The sequence below is a fragment of the Macrococcoides goetzii genome (genome assembly GCF_002742385.2).
Lineage (GTDB): Bacteria > Bacillota > Bacilli > Staphylococcales > Staphylococcaceae > Macrococcoides > Macrococcoides goetzii.
Window position 1 is genome coordinate 792,129 of sequence record NZ_MJBI02000001.1, and the last position, 17,826, is coordinate 809,954.

Annotated in this window: 17 protein-coding genes; 3 read left to right on the plus strand and 14 right to left on the minus strand. The window is 35.1% G+C overall.

Annotated features, from left to right (window positions below):
• Positions 1–8: 8 nt before the first annotated feature.
• From lpdA (BFS35_RS04120) to BFS35_RS04170, 12 genes are all read right to left on the minus strand, one after another.
• Positions 9–1,418: a dihydrolipoyl dehydrogenase gene (gene lpdA / locus BFS35_RS04120; protein WP_099577574.1), complete on the minus strand. Its 1,410-nt coding sequence runs from the start codon at positions 1,416–1,418 to the stop codon at positions 9–11.
• Between the two features lie 17 nt (positions 1,419–1,435).
• Positions 1,436–2,500 carry a butyrate kinase gene (buk, locus tag BFS35_RS04125; protein WP_099577573.1) on the minus strand — a complete coding sequence of 355 codons (1,065 nt, stop codon included), beginning with the start codon at positions 2,498–2,500 and terminating at the stop codon, positions 1,436–1,438.
• Between the two features lie 11 nt (positions 2,501–2,511).
• Positions 2,512–2,994 carry a phosphate acyltransferase gene (locus BFS35_RS13935; RefSeq protein WP_205757140.1) on the minus strand — a complete coding sequence of 161 codons (483 nt, stop codon included), beginning with the start codon at positions 2,992–2,994 and terminating at the stop codon, positions 2,512–2,514.
• Complete coding sequence (locus tag BFS35_RS13940) at positions 2,988–3,338, minus strand: phosphate acetyl/acyltransferase (RefSeq protein WP_205757141.1); 351 nt, start codon at positions 3,336–3,338, stop codon at positions 2,988–2,990. The genes BFS35_RS13935 and BFS35_RS13940 overlap by 7 nt, the downstream gene beginning before the upstream one ends.
• Before the next feature lie 167 nt (positions 3,339–3,505).
• Complete coding sequence (gene buk, locus BFS35_RS04135) at positions 3,506–4,567, minus strand: butyrate kinase (protein WP_099577571.1); 1,062 nt, start codon at positions 4,565–4,567, stop codon at positions 3,506–3,508.
• 10 nt (positions 4,568–4,577) lie between these two features.
• Positions 4,578–5,474, minus strand: coding sequence for a phosphate acyltransferase (locus tag BFS35_RS04140; RefSeq protein ID WP_099577569.1), 897 nt, complete (start codon positions 5,472–5,474; stop codon positions 4,578–4,580).
• Between the two features lie 11 nt (positions 5,475–5,485).
• The gene (locus BFS35_RS04145; RefSeq protein WP_099577567.1) at positions 5,486–6,535 is read right to left on the minus strand and encodes a PTS sugar transporter subunit IIC; all 1,050 of its coding nucleotides are present in this window, start codon (positions 6,533–6,535) and stop codon (positions 5,486–5,488) included.
• A 15-nt stretch (positions 6,536–6,550) separates the two neighbouring features.
• On the minus strand, positions 6,551–7,966 hold the full coding sequence (lpdA, locus tag BFS35_RS04150) for a dihydrolipoyl dehydrogenase (protein WP_099577565.1): 1,416 nt from the start codon (positions 7,964–7,966) through the stop codon (positions 6,551–6,553).
• A 7-nt stretch (positions 7,967–7,973) separates the two neighbouring features.
• Positions 7,974–9,257: a dihydrolipoamide acetyltransferase family protein gene (locus tag BFS35_RS04155; protein ID WP_099577563.1), complete on the minus strand. Its 1,284-nt coding sequence runs from the start codon at positions 9,255–9,257 to the stop codon at positions 7,974–7,976.
• 15 nt (positions 9,258–9,272) lie between these two features.
• Positions 9,273–10,250, minus strand: a complete 978-nt coding sequence (locus BFS35_RS04160; protein WP_099577561.1) for an alpha-ketoacid dehydrogenase subunit beta — start codon at positions 10,248–10,250, stop codon at positions 9,273–9,275.
• 1 nt (position 10,251) lies between these two features.
• Entirely contained in the window at positions 10,252–11,358 is a 1,107-nt protein-coding gene (gene pdhA / locus BFS35_RS04165; RefSeq protein ID WP_099577559.1) for a pyruvate dehydrogenase (acetyl-transferring) E1 component subunit alpha, read from the minus strand.
• Positions 11,359–11,618: 260 nt separating this feature from the next.
• Positions 11,619–13,688, minus strand: a complete 2,070-nt coding sequence (locus BFS35_RS04170) for an ATP-dependent Clp protease ATP-binding subunit (protein ID WP_099577556.1) — start codon at positions 13,686–13,688, stop codon at positions 11,619–11,621.
• A 663-nt stretch (positions 13,689–14,351) separates the two neighbouring features.
• Here BFS35_RS04170 and BFS35_RS04175 point away from each other — a divergent pair.
• From BFS35_RS04175 to BFS35_RS04185, 3 genes are all read left to right on the plus strand, one after another.
• Positions 14,352–15,083: a transglycosylase family protein gene (locus BFS35_RS04175; protein ID WP_099577554.1), complete on the plus strand. Its 732-nt coding sequence runs from the start codon at positions 14,352–14,354 to the stop codon at positions 15,081–15,083.
• A gap of 222 nt (positions 15,084–15,305) precedes the next feature.
• Positions 15,306–16,037, plus strand: coding sequence for a transglycosylase family protein (locus BFS35_RS14105; RefSeq protein ID WP_275068215.1), 732 nt, complete (start codon positions 15,306–15,308; stop codon positions 16,035–16,037).
• Between the two features lie 127 nt (positions 16,038–16,164).
• Positions 16,165–16,833 (plus strand): MIP/aquaporin family protein, encoded by a 669-nt coding sequence (locus BFS35_RS04185; protein ID WP_205757146.1) that lies wholly within the window; start codon positions 16,165–16,167, stop codon positions 16,831–16,833.
• Between the two features lie 43 nt (positions 16,834–16,876).
• Here the strand turns inward: BFS35_RS04185 and BFS35_RS04190 are convergent, their stop codons facing one another.
• A complete protein-coding gene (locus tag BFS35_RS04190) occupies positions 16,877–17,209 on the minus strand; it encodes a hypothetical protein (RefSeq protein WP_099577549.1) in 333 nt (110 codons plus the stop codon).
• Positions 17,210–17,230: 21 nt separating this feature from the next.
• The gene (lepB, locus tag BFS35_RS04195) at positions 17,231–17,818 is read right to left on the minus strand and encodes a signal peptidase I (protein ID WP_099577547.1); all 588 of its coding nucleotides are present in this window, start codon (positions 17,816–17,818) and stop codon (positions 17,231–17,233) included.
• Between the last annotated feature and the right edge of the window lie 8 nt (positions 17,819–17,826).

Here is a 17,826-nt window from a genome sequence, read left to right on the forward strand (position 1 = left end):
TTCTTATATTATTTGTGTATCGCTAGTCCGTAAGTATCAAGTGCTGCTTCCATTAACGTTTCAGCCATCGTTGGATGTGCATGAACTGCCTGACCTAGTTCTAATGGTGTTGCATTTAAATAAATCGATGTACTTGCTTCTGCAATTAAGTCTGTTGCATTTGGTCCGATAATTGACACACCAACTAAATCATCAGTAGCTTCGTCACGAATCACTTCTATAAAACCTTCAGCATGACCATGAATTAATGCTTTACCGTTACCTGCAAAGTTAAATTTCCCTACTTTGACTTTCATGCCTTCCGGAACATTTGACGCATTGTAACCAACACTTGCAATTTCAGGGCTCGTGTACGTACATTTTGGTACGTTTGTATAGTTAAGCGTTTCAACTGCTTCATTACAGATGTGATCAACTGCAAGTTCACCTTCTTTTGATGCAACATGCGCCAGTTGTAAAGTATTGATGCAGTCACCAATTGCATAAATGTGGCTTTCAGTTGTTTGATAATATTCATTTACTTCAATACCTTTATCATCAAACTTAACTGATGTATTTTGTAATCCTATTCCATTAACATTTGGAGCTCGACCAACTGCTACCATTACTTTATCAAATGTCTGATCATCCATATCTTTTACTTTTACAGTTACTTGTTCACCATTTACTTCAGTTGAAGCAACTGCAGCGTTAGTAATGATTTTGATACCACGATTTTTAAATGACTTTTCTAATGCTTTTGACACTGCTTTACTTTCGTTAATCACAAGGCGATCAGCATATTCGATTATCGTTACATCAACGCCAAAACTATTGAGTAATGATGCCCACTCAACACCAATAACACCACCACCGATAATTGCGATACGCTCTGGTAAAGATTCAAGCTCTAACATACCGTTAGAAGATAATACATATTGTTCATCAATCGTTACACCTGGTAATGTACGTGGTGATGATCCAGTTGCGATTATTACCTTTTTCGGAACAATAATGACTTCTTCTTCATCACTATCTTTAAATGTCACTGCAACTGCACCTGATACTGGCGAGAAAATAGATGGACCAAGTATTGCACCTTCGCCACGAATGATTTGAATTTTATTCTTTTTACATAATCCTTCAACACCTTGATGAAGCTGTTCAATAATTTCCGCTTTACGTTGCTGAACTTTTAGGAAGTTCACCGCCATGTTACCTTCTGTTTCAATTCCGTAACTATCTGCTGCTTTCATTGTGTCATATATTTCAGCGCTTCTTAGTAGTGCTTTCGTAGGAATACATCCGCGATGTAAACATGTCCCTCCCATTTTATCTTTTTCTACAATAATGACATTCATTCCTTTTTTTGCTGCATGTATCGCAGCAACGTAACCACCAGTCCCACCGCCTAGGATGAGTAAATCTGTTTCAATCATGTGATACGCTCCTTTTATTAATAAATTTTTGCTGCTTCAATGCCATCTAATACACGCTTTGTCCCTTCATATAAAGCACGCATTTCTTCTTCACCAGGCATTACCACAACTTCTGAAATAAATTGTACGTGTTCTTTGACGGATTGTACGACGTATTCAGAATAACTGATACCACCCGTTAGCACGATATAATCTACGTTACCTTTTAACACAACTGACATTTCGCCGATACCTTTTGCAATTTGATAGCACATGCCGTCTAAATATTTTTTATATTCTGCTTCACCTGCTAAAGCACGATTTTCTACATTGATCATATCGATATCATTTAAATATGATTGAATGCCTCCATGACCTGCAAGAATCTTCTTTACTTGCTCAATATTTAATTTCTCATTAATAATTAATTGAGCAAAATCAATTAAAGGTAACGTGCCAGTTCGTTCTGGAGAATACGGTCCTTCACCATCAATTCCATTGATCACGTCAATCACTTTACCTTTTTCGTGTGCACCGATTGATATACCGCCACCGAGGTGTGCAACAATTAAATTAACTTCACCATATTGTTTATTTTTCTGTTCTGCAACTTTTCTTGCGACTGACTTTTGATTTAAAGCATGAAATACACTTCTGCGCTCTATTCCTTTTAGACCGCTGATACGTGCAATATCTTGCATCTCATCGATAATAACAGGATCAACAATGTATGCTTTTATACCAATTTCATCAGCTACTTCTTTTGCGAGTACTGCACCTAAGTTTGACGCATGCATACCATATTTACCTTCTGATAAATCTTTCACCATTGTGTCATTTACGATGTATGTACCACCTTCGACAGCTTTCATTAACCCTCCTCGGCCTACAACTGCAATTAAGTCGTTTTTCGTGATACCATTTTCAGCTAAGAAGTCATCAATACGTGATTTTCTGAAATCTTTCTGGTCAAATATTGATTCATATATTGATAATTCTTCATTTGTATAGCGTATTGACTTTTCATTTATTAGCCCTCCATCTTTAAAGAGTGCGATTTTGCTTGATGTTGATCCTGGATTGATTACTAATACATATCCCAATAAAAACCCTCCTATCGAACTTGTTGTATTGCAAAATCTAATGCAAATAATTTACTTTCATTATCATCACTTCGACTTGTTAATACTATTGGAATTTTTGCACCGACAATAACGCCCCCAATAACGGCATCCCCAATTATTGTAAATGCCTTATATAATGTATTACCGACATCTATGGTTGGAACGATTAAAATATCAGCATCTCCTTTAATTGGTGCATCAAATCTTTTATGCTCAGCAGCTTCTTCAGAAATTGCAAGATCTAAAGAGATTGGTCCATAAATGATAGCGTCGTTACGGTCAGTAAAATGATCCATCACTTCTTTTGCTAACACTGATGATGGCATTTTTGGATTATATTTCTCAGCACTGCTAAGTAACGCAATTTTGGGTTGACTAATCCCAGTACGATGCGCAACTTGAATTGCATTCTCCACAATTTGAATCAATTGCTCCGTTGTCGGTGCAATATTCATCGCTGCATCAGTTAGCAAATATTGCGCTCATATTGAGGCAAATTAACGAGCGCAACATGCGATAATACATTTTTATCGCGCAATCCATTTTCTTTAACTAATACTTCTTTAAGCATCGTTCTTGTCTGAACCATTCCTTTCATTAATACTTGTGCATGTCCATCAACAATACTTTGTACCGCATTTTTTACACTATCTTCCTCTGAAGTGCATGGCCTATATTCCCATAAGTCATTTACATCAATATTTTGTTCTTCATCAAATACTAAGAACTTTACATCATCTTTATAAATTGCTTTAGCTTGTTTCACGACTGCTAATATTTCTTTACGTGACCCACCTGGTATTGCTACACTAATCATTTTTAATGCCTCCTCGCAATATATATGTAAACGCTTTCATTTATATTATATACTTTTCTTACAACAATAAAAAATAGAAATATAATGAATGTCGAAAATTGTTCAAAAATTAAAAAAAGAGTAAATTGATTTTACTCAATTTACTCTTTTTATTGCATCTATTTAGTTTATTTAGTATAATAATTCACTTCTTCTTCGTCGTTAATGACGCGTAATCCACCATATGCTAATGCTTGTAATTCAAATTCACCAGGATATGGTTTAAAAGGTGCGATAAATGATACGCGACGTTCAATTTCTTCACGTAAAAATGGATAATGAACCATTCCACCTGTAACTGAAATACAATCTACTTGTCCTTCAAGTGTTGCTGCTAAACTTGCTATACATTTTGCAACGCCTAATGCCATCGCTTCAATAACAAGTTTCGCATATTGATCACCATTATTAATACGATCTTCAATTTCACGTAAATCTTTTGTACCACAATGCGCTTGAAGTCCTGCTTCTTTACGTACTTTTTTGTTAAATTCATCTAAAGACATTGACTTAAGTAAAGGCATCATCATTTTAATTGGTAATCCACCGCTGCGTTCAGCTGAGAACATTATTTCATCATCAGATACAAAGTCTACCACTTGTCCATATTGGTGGGCACTTGCTGATGCACCACCACCTAAATGAACAACGATAACGTTTGTATCTTTATATGACTTCCCTAAATCTTCACTTGCACGAATCGCTACAGCACGCATATTTAAGTGATGGCCTACACTTGAACGTTTCACTTCTTTTAGACCTGTAATACGAGCAACTTCACTCATTGAATCTACAGTTACTGGGTCATATACATAAGCGTTTGCGTTATCAACACCAAAATCTTTAACAATGCGATCTGCTAATGCACAACCTAAATTCGATGCATGTTCTAACATTGGATTGTTTTTTAGTTTATCAATTAATTTTTCGTCTACAATCATCGCACCAGGTGCAACTGGACCGATTAATCCACCGCGACCTACTGCAACATCAATTGATTCAATATCTTTTTCTACTAATAAATCATGGATATCTTTATAACGTAAGTCAAACTGATCAAAAACTTTTTCATATTGATCAATCACTGCGTTATCATAAGTAATTTCATGTCTCCAAACCATTTCTTTATCATTAAAATACGCAACTTTTGTTGATGTTGCACCCGGATTAACAACGATTATTTTCTTCATAATGTCCTCCTTATGCATCAACAATTTGTGCTAGTAGAATTGATGCAAATTTTTCAGCTGCTGATGAACTTCTTGATGTTAATATGATCGGTACTTGTGCACCGATAATTAATCCAGCCATTTGTGCCCCACCAAACATCAACATACTTTTTGATAAACTGTTTCCAGTAACAATATCAGGTACAACGATAATATCAGCATCACCTTGAATTTGCCCTGGATAATGTTTATCTTTGGCATTTTCAGGACTTAAGCTTAAATCCGCTGATAGTGGTCCTTCAATAATGCAATTTGTACGGTTATTTTGTTTTGCGATTTCATCTTGAATCACTGATGAAGAAAGCTTTGGAATTAATGTTTCAGCTGCTGATAATAATGCAACTTTTGGTGTTGAGACACCCAGCTTATGGAATACTTCAACAGCATGATCAATAATTACATTCATTTCATCTTTGTTCGGTGTAAGAATCATACCACCGTCCGTAATACCAATAATTTTATTTAATTTAGGTACATGCAATGCTGCCACGTGTGATAATAAAGGACTTTTTACAATGCCTTTTTCTTTATTTACGACTGCCTTTAATAATTTACCTGTGCTAATATGTCCTTTAAGAATACCGTTTGCACGACCTGCTCTAACGAGTGCTACCGCTTCTTCTGCAGCTAATGAGTCATCTGCAATATTCACGATTTCTACTTGATCATCAGTGAAACCATAAGACGTGATGAGTGGTTTTAATGTGCTTTCATCATCAATCAGAATCGCTTTACCTATTTCTGCATCGAGCATCATTTTAATACACGACATGACTTCATCATTTGCTGCTTTAACAGCAACAAGGTTAAACTGTTTATCATTTGATTTGTTCTGAATAATGTCTTTCATTGATTGCATTAAAGTCATCTTTTCACTCCTTAAATATCTAAATAATAATCTTCAACTTTTACTATTGGTACTAATTTAGTAAATACATATTTAAATAAGAAACCAAAACCAACCGGAGCTATTATAAAGGCAATAAGTGTCTTCATAAAATTAATAAAGTTCCAGCCGCCTTCTGCTAAATTAAGATAATTAATCGGACCAACAAGTCCACTAAATCCAAATCCAGCGCTCATAGGAGTACCTACGATATTTAATATCGCTGCGATTAATCCACAACAAGCTGCCGAACAAATAATCGGAAGTAATATAATTGGTTTCTTAGCAACATTGGCCATAGACATTTTAGGCGATCCTATAAAATGTGCTAAACTTGTTCCACGCGTGTTAACTGACCACCCTAAAATTGCAAACCCAAATCCTGTTGCACAAATACCAACGTTTGCTGCACCTGATCCAACGCCAGCAAGTGAAATTGCAAGTGCGATACCTACCGTTGTAATCGGTGAAACAATTAATACACCGAAAATAATTGCAAGTAAAATACACATAACAATCGGTTGTAAATGTAATAGTGAGGCAACACCTTTACCAATTAATGCTGTAATTTGCATCACGTGTGGTAATAATAAACGACCAATAAATCCAATAACAGATAATATTAAAGCAGGAATAACTAAAATTGTATAAGCTTTTAAAGAGTTACCTATGAGTAAAATAAGTCCTGCACCTAAAGCAGCAGTTATACCCATATTAATAACATCACCAGTACCTTTTAATGACATTGCTCCTTGTTCACCAAATTGGACAGCACCAGAAGCAAACATTGTTGCAAGTCCAAGTGATGCTGATTGAATTGGATTGAACTTAAAGTTCATTCCTACCATCATACCAACGACTAATCCCATCATTGCATTTGACATTGATAATGCGCCTAATACAGGTGCTAAAAATGGCATGCTAGGTAATAACGCTTTAATTAATTCTCCAAGTAATGCGCCAGGAATCAGGACAATTACCGCCCCGATTGCTAGTCCATTTAATACGTTCATTGTAAATTGTTTTGCCGATAATTTTTCCATATCGATTCCTTCTTCCTATTGATGAATACCTTGCCCAAGTAATACTTCAGCAGCATCCATAAATGTTTCAGAAAGCGATGGATGATTATGAATCGTTAATACTAAATCTTCTGCTGTAAGTAAGTTTTCAATTGCTAATGTGATTTCTCCAATAAGTTCGCTTACTTCAGGTCCTACAAGTTGTGCACCAAGTAATCTACCAGTTGCTTTATCTGATACTAAACGTACAAATCCTTCCGATTCATTCATAGATAATGCACGACCATTTGCCGGGAAACGGAAAGTTGCTTTATTTACATCAATACCTTTTTCTTTTGCATCATTTACAGTCATACCAACAGTTGCGATCTCTGGCGATGTGAAACATACTGTAGGTATTACTTGGTAATCTACAGCAACACCTGGTACGCCACTGATTGCTTCTGCTGCAATTTTAGCTTCGTAACTTGCTTTATGTGCTAAAGCAGGTCCAGCAACGATATCACCAATCGCATAAATATGTGGTACGTTTGTTTGACCCACTTCGTTAACCGGAATTAAACCACGTTCTCCAACTTCTACGCCAGCAAGTTCAAGGCTAAGTTCATCAGTATTTGGACGACGCCCAACAACGACAGCTACTTTTTCTGCTGAAATTGTTTCTGTTTTGCCATCAACTTCGTAACTCACTGCAACTAGACCATTTGCTTCTGTATAACCACTCGCTTTAGCATTCGTAATGATCTTCATACCTTTTTCTTCTAACTTTTTAACGACAGGTTTTACTAAATCTTTTTCAAATCCGGCAAGAACGCGTTCAGCACCTTCTAATACAGTTACTTCAGTGCCTAAATTTTGATATGCACCCGCAAGTTCCATACCAATATATCCACCACCGATTATAATCAATGATTTCGGTTGTTCTTCAAGATTTAATAATCCTGTCGAATCTAATACGTTATCATTGAATTTAAACGTTGGAATTTCAATCGGACGCGATCCTGTAGCAACGATACAGTTTTTGAAACTGTATGTCTCACCCATGCTGCCTTCTTCCTGCATGACATGTAGACTATTAGGTCCTGTGAAATAGGCTTCACCTTTAACGATTTGAACTTTATTCTTACCTAGTAATGCTTGTACACCTTTAGTAAGTGTTGCAACGACTTTGTCACGTTTCCAAGTTTGTAATTGTTTAAAGTCGATCGTTGTTTCACCATAAGTGATACCAAACGGATTGTCTTGTTTCGTTTTTGAAAAATCTTTACCAGCTGAGATTAATGCTTTTGAAGGAATACACCCTACATTTAAGCACACACCACCGATATTTTCTTTTTCAATAATGATAACTTTTTGACCCAGTTGGGCTGCGCGAATCGCAGCCACATATCCACCAGGGCCAGAACCAATGACAATCGTTTCTGCTTCTTTAGAAAAATCTCCTACTACCATTTGATCATCATCCTTCCGCTAATAATAAGTCAGGGTTATTTAAATACTCTTTTAATGTATTGATTGCTGTTTGAGCTAACACACCATCGACTGCACGGTGGTCAAACGCAAATGATAATTTTAAGATTGGTTTTAATACAGGTTGGCGGTTTTCGTCGGGAACGAACATTTCTTCAATACGACCAACACCTAAAATTGCTACTTCCGGCTGGTTAATGATTGGAGTAGACCAAACACCACCTGTCGCGGCACCACCAACGTTTGTTAATGTCATAGAACCGTTACCCATATCTGTACCTTTTAGTTCACCATTTTGAGCTTTTTGAGATAATTCTGTCACTTGTTCAGCAATTTCAAAAAGACTTAAACGTTCTGCATTACGAATGACAGGAACAAATAAACCGTTATCAGTGTTCGTTGCGACACCTACATTGAAGTAGTTGTGATAGTACATTTCACCTTTTTCTAAATTAATAGAAGCATTTAATTCAGGGAATCGTTTTAACATTGCAACGATTGCTTTGACGAAATAAGCTGTAAATGTTAATTTAACGCCTTTTTCTTTCGCTATTTTTTTCATTTTGTTACGGTGGTCAACAAGACCAGAAACTTCGACTTGATCAAACACTGTAACGTGTGGTGATACATGTTTACTATCTACCATTGCTTTAGCAATAATTTTACGCATTGGTGTTAATTTTTCTACGCGGTCACCTTGAACAGTTTCAACGGTTTTTGCAGGTTGAACTGTTTCATGAACTTTTGTTTCATCCGCTGCTTGAACTTCAGGTTGTGCTTCTGTTGGTTGTACTGCAGAACCATTTTGTAAGAATTGATCAATGTCTTCAATGGTAATCTTACCGTGATTACCTGTACCTGTTACTTGTGTTAAATCAACACCTTTACTACGTGCATAAATTCGTACTCGTGGCACTGCTAAATGACGTACATCTGCATTCATTGCTGCTGGTGTTACTGAGTGTTCAACTTTTTCTACTTGTACTTCTTCTTTTACTGCTTCTACTGGTGCCGTTTGCTCAGGTTGCGCAGATCCATCACCTGTTTCAATATCTACGATCGGTTTCCCTACTAAAGCCATTTCACCTTCAGGTACATATAGCTTTTTAACAACACCACTTACAGGACTTGGTAATTCTACTACTGCTTTATCACTTTGAATTTCTAACAATGGTTGATCTTCAGTAACTGTATCACCCTCAGCAACAAACCACTTTAAAATTTCACTTTCATGTGTTCCTTCACCTGCATCAGGCATAATATATGTGAACATTGTTGACCCTCCCAATTAATAAGAATAAGTTTCTTTCGCTTTTTCAATGATATCTTGCTCATTTGGAATCCACACTGATTCAGCAGCTCCGAACGGGAATACTGTATCTGGACCTGTTACGCGGTTTACCGGAGCATCTAAATCCATGAAGCAACGTTCGTTAATTTCAGAGATTAATTGGCCAGCTACACCTGCAATACGTTGTGCTTCTTGTAATACAACTGCACGATGTGTTTTTTGAATCGATGCTTTAATTGTTTCCATATCAAATGGTGCAACTGTACGTAAATCAATTACTTCTGCATCGATACCTTCTGCAGCTAAGCTTTCTGCGGCTTTCATTGCTAATGGCACCATTAAACCGTAACCAATTAACGTAATATCTTTACCTTCTTTAACAACGTTTGCCTTATCTAAAGGTACTGTATAATATCCTTCAGGAACTTCTCCTTTAACTGAACGGTACAATTTTAAATGTTCCAGAAATATAACCGGATCATTTGATTCTACAGAACTAATAATTAACCCTTTTGCATCGTATGAAGAAGAAGGAATAACAATACGAATACCTGGCACTTGTGCCATAATACCTTCTAAACTATCTGAGTGAAGTTCAGGTGTATGCACGCCACCACCATATGGTGCACGAATTGTGATGGCTGCGTTACGTGTATTACCGTAGCGATATCTTACTCGTGATAATTGTGCAACTAAAGCATCCATCGCTTCTAAAATAAATCCTGAAAACTGAATTTCTGGAATTGGTCTGTAACCTTCTGTTGCTAAACCTACACAAATTCCTAAAATACCTGACTCTGCTAAAGGTGTATCAAATACTCGCGATTCACCATATTTCGCTTGTAAGCCATCCGTAATACGGAATACTCCTCCGTTTTTACCTACATCTTCACCAAAAATCAATGTTTTTTCGTCTTTCGCTAACACCTCATCTAAACCTTGAGTGACTGCTTGCGCTAAAGTTAATTCTGCCATGTTATTGTTGCTCCTTTCTTTCATAGTAAGCAATTTGTTCTTGAATATTTTGTGGTGGAACTTCATACATATTTTTTAAGAAGTCAGACACTTTTTGAGCTGGCTCTTTCGCCATTTGTGACATCGCTTCTTTTACTTCTTGTTTACAAGCTTCGTATACTTCTAGTTCTTTTTCTTCATTCCATAAACCTTTTTCAGTTAAATAATTTCTTAAACGTTTTAATGGATCTTTCGCACGCCACACTTCAACTTCTTCATCTGTACGATAACGTTTAGGATCATCACTCATCGTATGAGGACCGAAACGATATGTCATTGCTTCAATTAATACTGGACCGTTACCCTCTAAAGCATATGCACGAGCATTTTTAACTGCTGCATACATTGCAACTGGATCCATACCGTCAACGCGAATTGCAGGAACACCTACACCTACACCTTTTTGCGCTAATGTTTGTGCAGCTGTTTGTTTCGATGTTGGTACTGAAATACCATATCCATTGTTTTGAATGATCGTGATTAAAGGTGCTTTATATGCGCCAGCAAAGTTTAAACCCTCATAAAAGTCACCTTGACTTGTCGCGCCATCACCACAGAAAGTTAATACAACTGATTTAGATCCATTAAATTTCTTACCCATTGCAACGCCCGCCGCTGGTGGTAAAGTTCCCCCTACCATAACTTGAGGGATATAAGCATGAAAGTCCTGATCATATTGGTTACCACCAACATGTCCTTTGTACCAAAGGAATGCTTTATACATCGGTAAACCATGTTTGATTAATGCACCAATATCACGGTACGTTGGTACGAAGAAGTCATCTCTTGTAATTGCAGTAATCGATGCAAGTTGAGAAGCTTCTTGTCCCCCTGCTGTTGCATAGTTTCCTAAAGCACCTTGACGGTTTAAGAGAATTGTTCTTTCATCTAAAGTTCTACCCCAAACGATATCTTCCATGATTTTTACTAACTCTTCGTCTGACAGAGTTTCTATTGTTTCCTGATCTACAACTTTACCTTCCGGATCTAAAACTTGTACCATGTCAAAAGGTGTTGCATAGTCTTCAAAAGTCTTGCTAAAATTCACATCACTTAATTTAATTGTCATGTTGTTCAACCTCCATTTTATTGTAAACGTTTTCTTTTATATCTTTAGTATATTGATATATTAATGTATTGTGAAATCGTTAAAATCTATATATGTATAAATAAAATTGATAACGCTTACATCTTTGTCTAAGCAATATCTAAATATTATATGAATTATATATATATTCATAATTTAGACATATATAATTATAAATGTATAATAAATAGTGATTTTTATCACAAAAATAAAAAGCGAGTACAAATGTACTCGCTTTCTTCTTATGCAACTTCTAAATCTGTTTTATCTTCATTTAATTTTAATTGAACAGCTTTAACTTCCGGATGATCTAAATAATAATCTGTAATATTGTCTCTAACATGTTGTTCAACAACACGGCGTAACGGTCTTGCACCTAGTAATTCATCATAACCATTATCAATTAACCAGTTTTTCGCTTCATCTGTAATTTTCATTGTGATTTCCTTTTTAGCTAAAGTTCGTTCTACATCATCTAACATAAGATCAACAATTTGAAGTAAACTTGCTTTATCTAAAGATTTAAATTCAATAATACCATTAAATCGATTTAAGAATTCAGGTCTGAAATAATCTTTAATGATTGCCATAATATCAGTTTCATCAGTTTTTTTACTGTCTAAACTAAATCCTGCATTACTTGTAGCAATGATAATCGTATTTTTAAAGTTGATCAAATTACCTTGACCATCAGTCAATTTTCCATCATCTAATACTTGTAATAACAATGTTAATATTTGTGGATTTGCTTTTTCAATTTCATCGAACAGAATCACTGAATAAGGATTACGGCGCACTTTTTCTGTTAATGTATTTGAGTTATCATCGTATCCCACGTAACCTGCAGTAGTACCGATCATTTTAGAAACAGCTGTTAAATCACTGTATTCACTCATGTCCAGACGAATTAATGCTTCTTTATTACCAAATAAATCTACAGCTAACTGTTTTGCGAGTTCTGTTTTACCGACGCCAGTTGGACCAACAAACAAGAAGCTACCGATTGGTCGGTTACCTTCGTCAAATCCAGCACGATTTCTACGGATTGCTTTTGCCACCGCCTGTACCGCTTCACTTTGACCGATAATTTTTTCTGATAATCTATCTTTAATATTTTTCAGACGTTCAAGATCATTACTGTCCATCTGTGAAACAGGGATACCAGTTAATCTTTCAACTGTTCCTGCTACATCATCAACTGTTAACGTATTTGTATCGACGCTTTTTTCTAGACTATCCTTTATTGATTTAATCTTCATCTGTAGTGCTTTTGCTTGTTCATAATCTTCTCTATCTACTGCTTTTAATTTATCTTGTTCAAGCTGTTCGATTTGTTTTTCTGATTGAACCGTATCAACGACTGTATGATTAGAAGCAACATGTGCTGCAGTGATATCCAGTAAATCTATCGCTTTATCCGGTAATAATCTTTGCGGGATATATTGAATCGCTAAATCAACACAAGCTTTAATCACATTATCAGGTATTTCTACTGCATGATGTTGTTCATATTTTTCTTTTATACCTTGTAATATAGCGATTGTATCATCTGCACTCGGCTCATTCACGACAACTTCATTAAATCGACGAGATAAAGCTGGATCTTTTAATATATTATTACGATACTCATCTTGAGTAGTAGCACCGATGATTGTAATATCTCCTCTGCTTAATGCTGGTTTTAAAATATCAGATAAGCCTTTACTACCAGAATCAGCACCTGTTGCTCCGCTTCCGATCATTTGATGAATCTCATCTAAGAATAATACGATATTATCGTTAGATTTCACTTCATCAATTAATTTTTGAACATTTTCTTCAAAAGCACCACGATATTGTGTCCCTGCTTCAAGCGCAGAAATATCTATTGAAATAATTTCTTTATCTTTAATTGCCTGCGGTACATCTCCGTCAATAATAGCTTGAGCTAAACCTTCGACAATCGCCGTCTTACCTACCCCTGCTTCACCAACTAAGATTGGATTATTCTTTATTCTTCTACTTAATACTTCTGCAGTATTACGTATTTCTTTAGAACGTCCAATCACTGGATCTAGTTCCCCATTACGTGCTTCTTCAGTTAAGTTTCTACCAATTTTTGATAAAAGCTCTCCCTGTACATTGTTATTTTGATGTTTTAATTGTTGTGTCTGATTATCATTAAATTGGTTATTTTGTATATTTTGAATTGCTTCAGGTGTTACTTCCTGCCCATTAATATAAAATTTGCGCTTCACTTGACCTTGTCCTAATTCATTAAACATGCTATTGAACATTGCATCAAAGTTACTGTCAAAAATTCCGTTATTCATAAAAAATCACTCCTATTTAGTTGTAAGTATTACTACAAAGGGTATTATGTTCCTTTGATAATCTTATTATACTTCTTTAGTCAAAGAAGGTCAAACATTATTTTGACTTTCTTTGACCTTTATTTTATTTCATTAAATACTTCTTATTAAACCAGCAGCAAATAATGATCAACATTTATAATAGAAGAAACTCAAATTAATATAGTGTTATTAAACATCAATTTTTCTTTGCAAATTGTGATAAATAAATCAGAAGTATAGTATCCTTTTAAAAAATTTTTTATTTGTGACCATTTTTTGACAAACATATTCGTTGCAAAATTTATATATATATTTTATCTCTTTCATCTCCTATATTTAATCACCATCAATGAAATAAAAACAACATATATTTTTTACATAAAATGTAAGCAATATGAATAGAATTATCTTTTTCTTACTCAAAATTTTTGAACTCAAAGAATATATATGGTCTAATATGAACCGTTACAGAAAAATAAACTTTGCATTTCAGTTTAAATATGGAGAATTAAAAATTGTTCTTATTATCTGTAACTTATTAAAATATTTTTTAAATCATTTCTTCTTGTCGAAATACACATCAATATCGACATAGTTTGACAAGAGACATTAAATTTTTAAATTACTGGAGGATTATATATTATGAAAAAAGCATTATTAACTTCATCATTAGCATTAGCATTAGGTGTAACAGGATTATCAGGAGTAAATGGTTCACACGAAGCACAAGCATCAGAAACGACACAAGCGGTTAAAGTGGATTTCAATGAACTTGCAAACTTAGCAAGAAACAATTCAGAAACATTAAATGAACGCCCAGTACACGCTGGAGCTTACAATTATTCATTTAATAAAGATGGATATTCTTATAACTTTGAATCAGATGGCGTTTACTGGACTTGGGAATATAAATACACAGGTGCAGCAGATACGGTTGTAAATCATACATCTACTCAAACAAAAGCCGTACAACAATTTGATAATGTTAAAGAACATTCACCAATTCAACATACAGCTTATCAAGCACCAGCTAAACAATTTAAACAAACAACTTATCAGGCACCGGTTCAACAAAAAGCACCGGTTCAACAAAGCGCTTATAAAGCTCCCGTTTCACAAACGTCAACATCAAATGTAAGTGTCAATGCACATTTACAGTTAATTGCACAACGCGAATCAGGTGGTAATATTCGTGCGATCAACCCTACATCAGGTGCAGCAGGTAAATATCAATTTTTACAAAGTACATGGGATACTGTTGCTCCGGCAGAATGGAAAGGTAAATCACCAGCTTCAGCACCGGAATCTGTTCAAGATGCAGCTGCCGTAAAATTATATAATGAGTACGGTGCACAACATTGGGTTACAGCTTAATATTTAAATTATTACACGCGAAGAATGCTCTGTAGTGCATTCTTCACTTTTTATATTACAAAAACATTTCGACATTGTAATGAATTGTTATTTTACTGTAACGTATGTAATGATTTTATATGTTACATTATTAATGTCGAAAGAGAGATAATTATCGACAGTCAACTTTGACAATCGATAACGAAAATAACAAAACGTAAATTAATGGAGGACTTATATATTATGAAAAAAGCAATTTTAACATCATCATTAGCATTAGCATTAGGTACAACGTCGGTAGCAACTGCTGGTCAAGCATATGCTTCAGAAACTGAAAACACTCAAAAAGAAACAGTAGACTTCGCTCAATTAGCTGAATTAGCTAAAGCTGAATCTGCATCATTAAACGAAAAACCAGTTCATGCTGGACCTTACCACTACGAATTCAGCAAAGATGGATTCTCTTATGAATTCAAATCAGATGGTATCTACTGGACTTGGGAATATAAATACACTGGCGCTGCTGATACTGTAGTTAATAAATCAGTAGAAGTTGCATCTGTTGAAGCTCCTAAAGCTGAAGTACAATCAATAGTAAGTGCACCTGTTGCGAAAACAGTTACTCAAACTGCTGTTAAACCAGCCGTTCAACAAACAGCTTATAAAGCTCCTGTAGCTAAACCTGCAGCAGTAAAAACTTACAAAGCTCCTGTTCAACAAACTGCAGCAGTATCTAATACTGGCGGTGTTAACTGGTCAGCATTAGCACAATGTGAATCTGGTGGAAATCCAAGTATCGTAGATGCTTCAGGAACTTACCACGGATTATACCAATTTGACGTTCAAACATGGCGTGCAGTTGGAGGATCAGGTGTTCCTTCACAAGCATCAGCTGCTGAGCAAACGAAACGTGCACAAATCCTTTACAGCCAACGTGGATCTCAACCATGGCCAGTATGTGGAGCGCGTTTATAATAACAACTAATAAATTCATGGAAGAATCATAATATATGATTCTTCTTTTTTAATGAAAATTTACTCTTGCATATACATGTTAATTGTATTATGATTGTTCTTGTCACTATTTTTAGGAGGAAATTTTATAATGAAAAAATATTTATCTGAATTACTAGGTACATTCGTACTAGTATTCTTTGGTACTGGAACAGCAGTTATGGCTACATTAAATCCAGACGCTAGCGTAGGAATCTTCGGAATCGCATTCGCATTCGGTTTAACTGTTATTGCAGCAGCATATGCAATCGGTGATATTTCTGGTGGACATCTTAACCCTGCAATTTCTTTTGCAATGTTTCTAGATAAACGTTTATCTTTTAAAGACTTCGCGATTTATTCTGTATTCCAAATCATAGGAGCATTTATTGCGACATCATTAATCTGGGCGATCCTAAGCTCATTTACGAAAAAAGTTGATTTCATCTATGGTGCTAACGTGCCAAATAACATCAACAATATGGGCGCTTTCTTAGTAGAAGTAATTCTTACGTTCGTATTTGTGTTCGTTGTATTATCTGTAACAAAAACTAAGTTTATCGCACCAAGTTTAGCCGTGCTTGTAATTGGTTTAACATTAACAATGGTGCATTTAATCGGTATTCCATTAACAGGAACATCAGTGAACCCAGCAAGAAGTATTGCACCAGCAATCTTTACTGGCGGAGATGCTTTATCAACATTATGGATCTTTATCGTAGCACCATTAGTTGGCGCTGCATTAGCAACATTAACACACAATTTCTTAGAATCATAAGATAAAAAAACGACTATCTGGTAAAAACCAAATAGTCGTTTTTCTATAATCGTCGAATTACTTTATGTAATTCATACATACTATCACCTAATTCAAATGTAATTTCTTTCATTTCTTTATCAATTAAATTTGTAACATCTGTTTCGTATACGATTAATTTTTCATTGATATCATATAGTGTGGCAAAGTCATTATTATATACTAAATAAAAACGTCTTGGATTGATTGTATTTCTTAAAAATCTAGGGTTACCTAGACTTTGATCTAATGATATTTCCTTTACAAAACTACTAATTCTACGTGGTATTCTTTCAACCATTTCTATAATATTAGTATCTTTTGGTGCTATTTCAATGATTTTTTCTTCTTGCTTCATTTAATTTACATTTCCAAAGAATTATTTATTCACTTCATCAAAATCACTTTCATAAAAACCTGTTTCAAAAGATTTCAACGGCCAAAAACGTAATGATACTTTCCCTACTACACTTTTACTTTCAATTAAACCTAACTCTGGTTTCGTACTATCTAAACTAATATCACGATTGTCACCTAAAACAAGATATCTTCCATCAGGTATAGTATCTTTACCACCTGAATGCGTCAATGTCTTCACAGAAAAATCTGGTGTAAGCATAGGATTGGCTGTTAATTCACGATTCGATTTTAAATAATTTTCTTCTACAGCATTACCATTTACGTATAACATATCATCTTTGTACTCAATTTTATCGCCTGGGAGCCCAACTAAACGCTTAATGTAATCTTTCTCTTCATTTGCATGAAAGACGATGACGTCTCCTCTATCCAATCCATTTGTCCAAGTTGACATTTTATTGATGATCAAACGTTCTTTATCCTCAAATGTCGGTGCCATAGAATCACCACTCACTTGATACTGTACAAAGAAAAACGTGCGTATAAGTAAAATTGCAGCAACCGCAATGATTAAGGATATAATCCATTCTTTCAATTCTTTATTCATAATGTATT